The 11,727-nt window shown below is 73.8% G+C and carries 8 protein-coding genes; all 8 read left to right on the top strand.

The annotated features are described in order from the left end of the window. The first annotated feature begins 416 nt into the window (after positions 1–416). On the top strand, positions 417–1,475 hold the full coding sequence (locus tag ACFIF2_RS30960) for a methionine ABC transporter ATP-binding protein (protein WP_395576570.1): 1,059 nt from the start codon (positions 417–419) through the stop codon (positions 1,473–1,475). Further along, the gene (locus ACFIF2_RS30965; protein WP_395576571.1) at positions 1,472–2,209 is read left to right on the top strand and encodes a methionine ABC transporter permease; all 738 of its coding nucleotides are present in this window, start codon (positions 1,472–1,474) and stop codon (positions 2,207–2,209) included. Before ACFIF2_RS30960 ends, ACFIF2_RS30965 begins: the two co-directional genes overlap by 4 nt. 76 nt (positions 2,210–2,285) lie before the next feature. After that, positions 2,286–3,113, top strand: a complete 828-nt coding sequence (locus tag ACFIF2_RS30970) for a MetQ/NlpA family ABC transporter substrate-binding protein (RefSeq protein ID WP_395576572.1) — start codon at positions 2,286–2,288, stop codon at positions 3,111–3,113. Positions 3,114–3,245: 132 nt separating this feature from the next. Next, on the top strand, positions 3,246–3,884 hold the full coding sequence (locus ACFIF2_RS30975) for a GNAT family N-acetyltransferase (RefSeq protein ID WP_395576573.1): 639 nt from the start codon (positions 3,246–3,248) through the stop codon (positions 3,882–3,884). 112 nt (positions 3,885–3,996) lie between these two features. Beyond that, positions 3,997–5,217, top strand: a complete 1,221-nt coding sequence (cbiE, locus tag ACFIF2_RS30980) for a precorrin-6y C5,15-methyltransferase (decarboxylating) subunit CbiE (protein WP_395576574.1) — start codon at positions 3,997–3,999, stop codon at positions 5,215–5,217. A 347-nt stretch (positions 5,218–5,564) separates the two neighbouring features. Further along, positions 5,565–9,491 carry a nicotinate-nucleotide--dimethylbenzimidazole phosphoribosyltransferase gene (gene cobT, locus ACFIF2_RS30985; protein WP_395576575.1) on the top strand — a complete coding sequence of 1,309 codons (3,927 nt, stop codon included), beginning with the start codon at positions 5,565–5,567 and terminating at the stop codon, positions 9,489–9,491. Between the two features lie 188 nt (positions 9,492–9,679). Further along, the gene (gene cobA, locus ACFIF2_RS30990) at positions 9,680–10,912 is read left to right on the top strand and encodes a uroporphyrinogen-III C-methyltransferase (RefSeq protein ID WP_395576576.1); all 1,233 of its coding nucleotides are present in this window, start codon (positions 9,680–9,682) and stop codon (positions 10,910–10,912) included. Between the two features lies 1 nt (position 10,913). Next, positions 10,914–11,727: TrmH family RNA methyltransferase (locus ACFIF2_RS30995; protein WP_395576577.1), on the top strand; the 814-nt coding region annotated here is incomplete at its 3' end.

The raw sequence follows: 11,727 nt of genomic DNA on the forward strand, positions 1-11,727 counted from the left end.
GCGCCGACCGCGTCCGGTCACCGTCCACCGCTGTCCAGCATCCGGACGGCGGTGTCCGGCCAGAACGACAGGTCTGCTTTACTGCTCGCATGAGCACGACGAGCGACCGCACCCCTGCGACCGAGGCGACGATGACGCCCGGTGCTCGTTGTATGTGTCGAATGTGCGCCTTCTAGAGGGCCCCCGCACCATCTGAGCCTCGCGCCCCGAAGCGAGCGCCGCTCACGCCCGCCACCGCGCCCCGCGCGGCGGGCCGAGCCACGCCCCGCGCACACGATTCTCCCCGGTCACCCCGCCACCGGCATCGCCACCGCGAGAACCGTGCCGCGTTCCGAAGGACCCAGAACCCCGAAGAACAACGCCCCGTGCCCGGCGCACACCACCGCGCCGCGCACTCGACAGTGACGGAAACCCACGTGATCACCACATCGGGCCTCACGAAGGTCTACCGCTCTCGCGGCCGCGAGGTCACCGCCCTGGACGGCGTCGACCTGCACGTCCGCGAGGGAGAGGTGTACGGCGTCATCGGTCAGTCCGGCGCCGGCAAGTCCTCGCTCATCCGCTGTGTCAACCTCCTGGAGCGCCCCACCTCCGGCACGGTCACCGTCGCCGGCCAGGACCTCACCGCGCTCGCCGGCCGCGGCCCCCGCGCCGGCCGGGAACTGCGGCAGGCGCGCAGCCGGATCGGCATGGTCTTCCAGCACTTCAACCTGCTCTCCACGCGCACCGTCCAGGACAACGTCGAACTGCCGCTGGAGATCCTCGGCAAGTCCGGGAAGGAACGTTCCCGCAAGGCGCTGGAGCTGCTCGACCTGGTCGGCCTCGCCGACAAGGCCAGGGCCTACCCCGCCCAGCTCTCCGGCGGCCAGAAGCAGCGCGTCGGCATCGCCCGCGCCCTGGCCGGCGACCCCCAGGTGCTGCTCTCCGACGAGGCCACCAGCGCCCTGGACCCGGAGACCACCCGCTCCATCCTCCAACTGCTGCGCGACCTCAACCGGCAGCTCGGCCTGACCGTCCTGCTCATCACCCACGAGATGGACGTCGTCAAGAGCGTCTGCGACTCGGCCGCCCTGATGGAAAAGGGCCGGATCGTCGAGTCCGGCACCGTCGGCGAACTCCTCGCCACCCCGGGCTCCGAGCTGGCCGCCGCGCTCTTCCCGGTCGGCGGCCAGGCGTCCGGGGACGACCGCACCGTCCTCGACGTCACCTTCCACGGCGAGGCCGCCACCCAGCCCGTCATCTCCCAGCTGTCCCGCACCTACAACATCGACATATCGATCCTCGGCGCCGCCATCGACACCGTCGGCGGCCTCCAGGTCGGCCGGATGCGCATCGAACTGCCCGGCCGCTTCGAGGACAACGTCGTACCCGTCGGCTTCTTGCGCGAACAGGGCCTCCAGATCGACGTGGTGGACCAGGCGCCCGCTGAGGGTGCCGTCCAGGGTTCCGTGCTGGTGAAGGAAGGTGCCAAGTGACCTGGTCCGAGATGCAGCCCCTGCTGGAGCAGGCGTCCTGGGAGACCCTGATCATGGTCGGCTGGTCGACCCTGATCGCCGTCGTGGCCGGACTCCCGCTCGGCGTCCTCCTCGTCCTGTCCGACCGGGGCGGGCTGCTGCAGAACGTCGTGGTGAACAAGGTCGTCGGCCAGATCGTGAACATCGGCCGCTCGATGCCGTTCATCATCCTCATGGTCGCGCTGATGAGCTTCACCCGCTGGATCACCGGCACCACCATCGGCAGCGAGGCCGCGATCGTGCCGCTCGCCATCGGCGGCATCCCCTTCTTCGCCCGGCTCGTCGAGACCGCCGTGCGCGAGGTGGACTCCGGGCTGGTCGAGGCCGTCCAGTCCATGGGCGGCAACACCTGGACCATCGTCCGCAAGGTCCTGGTCCCCGAGGCCCTACCGTCGCTGATCGCCAGCACCACCACCACGATCATCGCCCTCATCGGCTACTCCGCCATGGCCGGCACCGTCGGCGGCGGCGGCCTCGGCGACCTCGCCGTCCGCTACGGCTACCAGCGCTTCGACACCGGCCTCATGTGGATCACCGTCGCGCTCCTGGCCGTCGTCATCTCGCTCATCCAGTTCGCCGGCGACTACGCGGCCCGCTCCCTGCACCGCCGCGGCGGACGCGGGGGCGCCGGACCCAGGCTCCGGCTGCTCAAGGCCAAGGAGCCCGCGGCGGCCGACGTGAGCAAGGTCGCGTAACCCGCCACGCGTCCCCTCCCCAGACTCCCCGTTGTACCCGTGACGGGGTCGCACCACCTCAGGAAAGGCACTTTTCGTGCGTAACACCGCCAAGATCACCACCGCCGTCCTCGCCGCCGGAGCCCTCACCCTCGGCCTGACCGCCTGCGGCGCGGACCAGGACTCCGCCTCCGACACTTCCGGCCCGCTGGTCGTCGCCGCGACGCCCGTCCCGCACGCCGAGATCCTCACCTACGTCAAGGACAACCTGGCGAAGAAGGAGGGCCTCGACCTGGAGGTCAAGGAGTTCACCGACTACGTCACGCCGAACACGGCGACGGAGGACGGCTCGGTGGGCGCCAACTACTTCCAGACCGAGCCCTACCTCGCGGACTTCAACAAGAAGAACGGCACCCACCTGAAGTCCGTCGTCTCGGTGCACCTGGAGCCGCTCGGCCTCTACTCGAAGAAGGCCGACAAGGCCGGCGACCTGAAGCGCGGCGCGACCATCGCCCTTCCCAACGACACCGTCACCGAGGCCCGCGCCCTCCAGCTGCTCGCCTCGGAGGGCCTGATCACCCTCAAGGACGGCGTCGGCAACTCGGCCACCCCCGCCGACATCACCAAGAACCCGAAGGACCTGAAGTTCAAGGAGCTGGAGGCGGCCCAGACCCCCCGCTCCCTGGGCGACGTCGACGCGGCGGTCATCAACGGCAACTACGCCCTGGAGGCCGACCTCAAGCCGGCGAAGGACGCCCTGGTCCTGGAGTCCGCCGAGGACAACCCGAACGTCAACCTCCTCGTCGTCAAGGAGGGCCAGGAGGACGACCCGCGCGTGAAGAAGCTCGCGAAGCTCCTCACCTCGCCCGAGGTCAAGAAGTTCATCGAGGACAACTACGCCGGGTCCGTGCTCCCCACCTTCTGATCCGAGCCCCGCGTCCCACCGGGTCCGTCCCCGCGCACGGGGGCGGACCCGGTGGTGCGGTTGCGTGCTTTCATGCTGCATGCTGGGCAGTTCGAGCAGGCCCTGACGGTCACACAGGTTACGGAGCGGCGCATGACGAGCACCTTCCCCAACATCTCCATCAGCACGGAGCGGTTGGTGCTGCGCCCCCTCGACGAGGACGACGTCCCCGCCCTGGCCGCCATGATGAACGACGAGCAGGTCGCCGCCTGGACCCACGTCCCGCAGCCCTTCACCGAGCAGGCCGCCCGCACCTGGATCGAGGACTACGCCCCCGCCGAACGCGCGGCGGGCCGGGGACTCGACCTCGCGGTCACCGAGTTCCTCACCCAGCGGCTGGTCGGCGTCATCCAGCTCACCAAGGCCAACTGGCACGTACGGTCCACGGAACTGGCGTACATCGTCGCCCCCTGGGCCCGCGGCGAGGGCTACGCCTCCGAGGCCGCGCTCGCCACCGCCCAGTGGCTCTTCGGCGACCAGAAGTTCGAACGCGTCGAGCTGCGCACCGCCGCCGACAACACCGCCTCCCAGCAGGTCGCCCAGAAGATCGGCTGCATCAGCGAGGGCGTCCTGCGCAACGCCTGCATAGCCCGGGTACGCACCGACGACGGCGTCTGGACGGACGTACGCACCGACTTCATCGTGTGGAGCCTGCTGCCCGAAGACCTCGAGGGCGCGAACGGACCGCTCACCGACGACAACGGTTTCACCACCTTCACCGACTGGAACTGATCCACCGGGGCCACCGCACCACGGCTCCCCGAGGCCGCACCAGGTACCCTCACGGGGCGCGCCGCGAACGGTTCCGCGACCACGACCTGCGAAACCCTGGAGACTGACGACGATGGCCGACCGGGTCACGGTGATCGGCTGGGACGGTTCGCCGCTGACGGCCGCGGCACGCTCCGCACTGGGCGCCGCCACCCTCGTGGCCGGCGCCGCCCACCACCTGGCACTTCCCGAGGTACCGCCCGCCGCCGAACGCATCCGCCTCGGCAGCGTCGCCCTCGCCGCCCGCCGCGTCGCCGCCCACCGCGGGACGGCGGTCGTGCTCGCCGACGGCGACCCCGGCTTCTTCGGCGTCGTACGCACCCTGCGCGCCCCCGAGTTCGGCCTGGAGGTCGAGGTCGTCCCGGCCGTCTCCTCCGTCGCCGCCGCCTTCGCGCGCGCCGGCATGCCCTGGGACGACGCCCATGTGGTCGTCGCCCACCCCCGCACCCTGCGACGCGCGGTCAACGTATGCCGGGCCCACACCAAGGTGGCGGTCCTCACCTCACCGGGCGCCGGCCCCGCCGAACTCGGCCTGCTGATGGACGGCATCCACCGCACCTTCGTCATCTGCGAGGAACTCGGCACCGGGCGCGAGCGGGTCACCGTCGTCACCTCCGACAAGGCCGCCGACCACACCTGGCGGGACCCCAACGTCGTCATCGTCGTCGGCGGGACCGTCGGCCCGGGCGCCGCGACCGACGGCACCGGCTGGATCGCCGGCCGCGACCCCGCCGCCGGACCGCGCGGCTGGTCGCTGCCCGCCGAGGCGTACGGCGGTGACCTCGGCGAGGGCGAGACCGACCTGCTCCGCACGGCCCAACTCGCCCGGCTCGGACCCCGCCTCGGCGACCTCGTGTGGGACATCGGGTGCGGCAGCGGCGCCTTCGCCACCGAGGCGGCCCGGGGCGGTGCCGCCGTCCTCGCGGTCGACCGCGACCCGGACGCCTGTGCCCGCACCGAGGCCGCCGCCCGCCACTTCGGCGTCCAGCTCCAGATCGTGCACGGCACCGCCCCGCACGTCCTGGAGAACCTCCCCGAACCCGACGTCGTCCGCGTCGGCGGCGGGGGAGCGGCCGTGGTCTCCGCGGTCGCCGACCGGCGGCCGCAGCGCATCGTCGCGCACGCCGCGACCCGCGACGAGGCCGAACTCGTCGGCAGGGACCTGACGGAGCACGGCTACCGGGTCGAGTGCGCCCTCCTGCAGTCCGTCGACCTCGACACCCGGGCCTGGACGGAGACCCGGCGGAGCGTCGCGTTCCTGCTCAGCGGGGTCCTGCCGGACCGCGCCCCGTGATCGGGTTGTCGTACCGCGCGGGGTAGGCTGGCGGATTGTTGTACCGCACCACGGCACCCGGCGCTTCGTCGGTCGATGTCCGTAAAAGCCCGCTGATTCAGGGGCAGGTGTGGTACGGCAGAACCGGAGGGCGCGCAACGTGGCGCAGTCCACAGCGGGCCGTCGCGGATCAAGCTGTCGTGACGGGGGAACGACCGCGACAATGCCACTCAATGGCTTTGTCGTCTTTTCCGGCGGGTCGTTCGTGCCGCTGGGCACGCACGCTCGTTCTTCACTGCGGGGCGGTCGGTGCGCCGTCCCGGGTGCAGTGGTCGTAGAAGCACTTACCGATGGGCGAGGGGTTACGCATGACCGACACCGGCCAGATCCCGGCCGAGGGGCTGCCGGAGAACGCAGGCATGGTGGAGCAGCCGGGCGTCCCCGCACCCGGCGCGTACACCTACCTCTCCGAGACCACCGCCGAGGACGAGGACCTGCTGTTGCTGCCGGGAGCCCAGAGCGCCTGGGGCAACGAGGTCGCGCCGCCCGCGCCGGAGCCGGTCGTCGAGACCGTGCACCAGCCGGGCCCGCACGAACTGTCCGGCCGCGACAGCGGTTCGGTCGACCTCGGCGGCGTCCGCCTGCCCGAACCCGCGTCGGAGCCGGCGCCGGTTCCGCCGCGCAGGCCCCTGCACCTCGGTCCGCCGATCCCCGACGCCTCCGCGAGCCCGGTCCGCTCCCTCGCCGACCGCGGCCCCGCCGACGCGCCGGTGCGGCACGCCGGTCCGCCCACCGCCGGACCCGAGTACCTCGACGTCCCGCAGACCGTCGCCATGCCCCCGCAGGCGGCGGCGCCCTGGGGCGCGCAGGCGGTTGCCCAGGAGGCTCCGCAGGCCCCGGAAGAGCCGGTGGGCGTCGGCGCGGTGCATGCGGAAACGGTTGTTCCGGTACCGGACCAGGCGACCGAGCCGGTGGGCGCCGCCCAGGCACTCGTGGCCCGGGTGGCGACGGAGGCCGTCGCGGCGACGGGCGGCGCGACGGGGGAGACCGTCGAGTCCGCCGACGCGGACGGGACCGGCACACCGGCTGGTGACGCGCCCGCGGAGATTCCCGCCGAGGCCCCCGTCGCGAGCGCGGTCGGAACCGAGGCGGGCGGCGCGGACGGCGTCGACGCCGGGGCCGTGCCGGTCACCGAGGGGCCGTCCGGCGAAGACACCCCCGACACCCCTGGCGGCGGTGCCGAGGAGGCGCGGGCCGTGGCTGGCGGCCCGGCGGACGAGGCGCCCGTACCGGCGGCCGTCCCGGCCCCCGACGGAGCCGACCGGGCCGACGGGCCCGCCACCGTACCGGCCGGCCCGGTGGAGGAGGCTGCGGAGCAGCTCGCCGCCGAGCCGACGCCGGTCCCCGGCCCCGCCGGGGAAGCCCTTCCGGCCCCCGAGGCGGTCGGTCCGGAGCACGCCCCCGAGCCGGACCGTTCCGGCGCGGCTGTCGAGCCGGTCCAGTCCGGTGACCCCGCTGAGCCGGTCCGTCCCGACGAGCCCGGCCAGTCCGTCGAGCCCGGCCAGTCCGTCGAGCCCGGCCAGTCCGTCGAACCCGGCCAGCCGGGCGAGTTGGTTCAGCCCGTCGGGCCCGGCCGGCCGGGCGAGCCGGTCCAGCAGCCCGGCCAGTCCGTCGAGTCGGTCCAGCCCGCCCCGCCCGTCGAGTCCGTACCGCCCCTCCAGGTAGTCCCCGAGCCGCCGCTGCCGGACGAAGCCCCGGTGCCCGAGGCCGCCGAGGCGCCCGTGCCCGAGCCCGTCCCGGCGGTCGCGCCGGACGAGGTTCCCGAGGAGCGGACGGCCCCGCCCGCCGAGGCCCCCGCGGCGCCGGACGTCCAGGAAACCGGCGTACCGGTCCAGGAAACCGGCGTACCGGAGGCACTCCCGTCCCCCGACGCGAGCGCCCCCGAGGCCCAGCCCTCCCCGGCAGCCACCGAGCAGCCGGCACCGGTACAGGAGGCGGAGGCGCGGACCGAGCCGCAGGCGTGGCCCGCCCCGCCGGAAGCGGCTCCCGAGGACTCCGCACCGGAGGAAGCCGCACACCAGGAACCCGTACAACAGAACCCCGCACACCAGGACTCCGTGCCGCAGGAAGCCGTACCGCAGCCGCCTGCCCAGGGCCCCCAGTCCCTGGTGGAGGCCGACGTGCCCCGGGAAGCCGAAGCGGCCCCGGGCGTGTCCGAGCACTCGCAGCCCGGCGCGGCACCGGCCACCGCCGGGCAGGGGTCCGGTCAGCCGACGGGTGAGCACCCCGACCAGTCCGTCGGCCGGTTCGTCCCGGTCGACGACGTCCAGGTGCCCACCGCCCCGCACCTCGCCCCGACGCCCCCCGACGCCCTGGTCCTCCCGCTCCCGCCGCGGGACCGGGCGCCGGACCCGGTCGCCGAGGCCCCCGCCCCGCGCGAGGCCGACCCGGAGATCGCCCAGAACGCCGACGACCTGGACACCCGCGCCGCCGACCAGGAAGACCTCGCCGAACCGGCCGGGCGGGCGCTGGACCAGGCCGCGGCGCCACGGCGGTCCACCGGCCCGGCGGCCCCCGCCTACGACGACGTCGAACGCGAGGCCGTCCTGAAGGTCATGCGCGAACGCCGTGACATCCGCAACGGCTTCCGCGGCGACCCCATCCCGCACGAGGTGCTGCTCCGCGTCCTGGAGGCCGCGCACACCGCGCCGTCCGTCGGCCACTCGCAGCCCTGGGACTTCGTCGTCATCCGCTCCGCCGACACCCGCCGCGCCATGCACGAGCTGGCGATGCGCCAGCGCGAGGCGTACGCCAAGTCGCTGCCCAAGGGCCGGGCCAAGCAGTTCAAGGAACTGAAGATCGAGGCCATCCTCGACACCCCGGTCAACATCGTCGTCACCGCCGACCCCACCCGCGGCGGCCGGCACACCCTGGGCCGGCACACCCAGCCGCAGATGGCGCCGTACTCCTCCGCGCTCGCGGTCGAGAACCTCTGGCTCGCCGCCCGCGCCGAGGGCCTCGGCGTCGGCTGGGTCAGCTTCTTCGACGAGCGCGAGATGGTCCGCGCCCTGGGCCTGCCCGAACACCTGGACATCGTCGCCTACCTGTGTGTCGGGTACGTCGACGAGTTCCCGGACGAGCCCGAGCTGATGCAGGCCGGCTGGTCCAAGCGCCGCCCGCTGTCGTGGGTCGTGCACGAGGAGACGTACGGCCGACGCGCCCTGCCCGGAGAGGACCCCCACGACCTGCTTGCCGAGACCGTCGCACAGATCCGCCCGCTCGACGCCAAGGCGCTCGGCGAGGCGTGGGAGCGGCAGAAGCGCATGACCAAGCCGGCCGGCGCGCTCGGCATGCTGGAGATCATCTCCGCCCAGCTCTCCGGCCTGTCCCGCCAGTGCCCGCCGCCCATCCCGGAGCCCGCGGCCGTCGCGGTCTTCGCCGGCGACCACGGCGTGCACGCCCAGGGCGTCACCCCCTGGCCGCAGGAGGTCACCGCCCAGATGGTGGCCAACTTCCTGGGCGGCGGGGCGGTCTGCAACGCCTTCGCCACCCAGGTCGGCGCCGAGGTGTGCGTCGTGGACGTCGGGGTCGCCGCCGACCTGCCCGCCACGCCCGGCCTGCTGCCCCGCAAGGTCCGCGCGGGCACGTCCGACATGACGACCGGTCCCGCGATGACCCGCGAGGAGGCCAAGCAGGCCATCGAGGTCGGCATCGAGACCGCCCGCGACCTGGTGGCGGCCGGCAACAAGGCGCTGCTCACCGGCGAGATGGGCATCGCCAACACCACCGCGTCCGCCGCGCTCATCTCCGTCTTCACCGGCGCCGACCCGGCCGACGTCACCGGCCGGGGCACCGGCATCAACGACGAGACGCTGGCCCGCAAGACCGAGGTCGTCCGCCGCGCGCTGGAAGTCCACCAGCCCGACCCGGCCGACCCCATCGGCGTCCTCGCCGCGGTCGGCGGCTTCGAGCACGCGGCCATGGTCGGCCTGCTGCTCGGCGGCGCCTCCCTGCGCACGCCGGTGATCCTGGACGGCGTCAGCGCCGGCGCCGCCGCCCTGGTGGCCCGCGCCATCGCCCCCGAGGTCCTCGCGGCCTGCATCGCGGGCCACCGCAGCGCCGAGCCCGGCCACGTCGCCGCGCTGAACAAGCTGGGCCTGCGCCCGCTGGTCGACCTCGACCTGCGTCTCGGCGAGGGCACGGGCGCGCTGCTCGCCCTGCCGATGGTGCAGAGCACCGCACGGGCGATGCACGAGGTGGCGACGTTCGACTCGGCCGGCGTCACCGAGAAGTAGCCCCGGCGGCGGGGGGAGAGCGGCCCGGCGGTCTTCCGCCGCCGCCCTCCACCCCGCCGTACGCTGGACCGACCGCGTGCCGCCTCCGCGCGTCTCCTAGAATCCCGCACGTATCCCCACGTCAGGGCCGCTCCAGAGCCGAAGCGCCCCCCCGCACCGCCCATCGCCAGGACGAGGAGCCCTCCCTCATGGCCGAACACCCCGCCTACCCCGTAGGCCTCCGCCTCACCGGCCGTCGCGTGGTCGTCCTCGGCGGCGGTCAGGTCGCCCAGCGGCGCCTGCCCGCCCTCATCGCGGCCGGCGCGGACATCCGCCTCGTCTCCCCGCGGGCGACCCCCTCGGTCGAGGCCATGGCGGACGCGGGCGAGATCGCCTGGGAGCAGCGCCCGTACGCCGAGGGCGACCTCGCCGACGCCTGGTACGCCCTGATCGCCACCAGCGACACCGGCGCCAACGCCGCCGCCTCCGCCGAGGCCGAGCGGCACCGCGTGTGGTGCGTGCGCTCCGACGACGCCGACCGGGCCACGGCCTGGACCCCGGCGACCGGTCACAGCGAGGGCGTCACCGTCGCCGTGCTCACCTCGAACGCGCGCGACCGCGACCCCCGGCACACCGCCGCCATCCGCGACGCGGTCGTGGAGGGCCTGCGCGACGGCACCCTCGTCGCCCCGCACCAGCGCACCCGCACCGCCGGAGTCGCCCTCGTCGGCGGCGGCCCCGGCGACCCGGACCTGATCACCGTCCGCGGCCGGCGCCTGCTCGCCGAGGCCGACGTCGTCATCGCCGACCGGCTGGGCCCGCGCGACCTGCTCGCCGAACTGCCCCCGCACGTCGAGGTCATCGACGCGGCGAAGATCCCGTACGGCCGTTTCATGGCCCAGGAGGCCATCAACAACGCGCTGATCGAGCACGCCAAGCAGGGCAAGGCCGTCGTACGGCTGAAGGGCGGCGACCCGTTCGTCTTCGGCCGGGGCATGGAGGAGGCGCAGGCGCTGGCCGAGGCGGGCATCCCGTGCACGGTCGTCCCCGGCATCTCCAGCTCCATCTCGGTCCCCGGCGCGGCCGGCATCCCGGTCACCCACCGGGGCGTCGCCCACGAGTTCACCGTGGTCAGCGGCCATGTCGCTCCCGACGACGAGCGCTCCCTGGTCGACTGGCCGTCCCTCGCCAAGCTCACCGGCACGCTCGTGATCCTCATGGGCGTCGACAAGATCGGCAAGATCGCCGACACCCTCGTCGCGCACGGCAGGTCCCCGAAGACGCCGGTCGCCCTCGTCCAGGAGGGCACGACGGCCGCCCAGCGCCGGGTCGACGCGACCCTCGCCACGGTCGCCGAGACGGTCGTCGCGCAGGAGGTCAGGCCGCCCGCCGTCATCGTCGTCGGCGAGGTCGTCGGCGTGGGCCCGCACGGGACGGCGTGACATGGCCGACCTCGTCACGATCCACGACCCCGACGACCCCCGCCTGCACGACTACACCGGCCTGACCGACGTCGAACTGCGCCGCAGGCGCGAACCCGCCGAGGGCCTGTTCATCGCCGAGGGCGAGAAGGTCATCCGGCGGGCCGCCGAAGCGGGCTACGCGATGCGCTCGATGCTGCTGTCCGCCAAGTGGGTCGACACCATGCGCGACATCATCGACGAGACCCCCGCCCCGGTGTACGTCGTCGACCCGGCGCTCGCCGAACAGGTCACCGGCTACCACGTCCACCGCGGCGCCCTCGCCTCGATGCGGCGCAGGCCGCTGCCGACGGCGGCCGACGTCCTGGCCACCGCCCGCCGGGTCGTCGTCATGGAGTCGGTCAACGACCACACCAACATCGGCGCGATCTTCCGCTCCGCCGCCGCCCTCGGCATGGACGCGGTCCTGCTCTCCCCGGACTGCGCGGACCCCCTGTACCGGCGCAGCGTGAAGGTCTCGATGGGCGCGGTCTTCTCCGTCCCGTACGCCCGCCTCGACACCTGGCCGGCCGGTCTGCAGACGCTCCGCGACACGGGCTGCACCCTCCTCGCCCTCACCCCCGACGAGCGGGCCAAGTCCCTCGACGAGGTCGCCCCGCACCGGATGGACCGGGTCGCCCTCATGCTGGGCGCCGAGGGCACCGGCCTGTCCCGGCGGGCCCTGGAGGCGTCCGACGAGTGGGTCCGCATCCCGATGGCGCACGGCGTCGACTCCCTCAACGTGGGCGCGGCGGCAGCGGTGGCCTTCTACGCGGTGGCGACGGGCCGCCCTTCGG

Origin of the sequence: Streptomyces sp. BK79 (genome assembly GCF_044142145.1) — a bacterium.
Classification (GTDB): domain Bacteria; phylum Actinomycetota; class Actinomycetes; order Streptomycetales; family Streptomycetaceae; genus Streptomyces.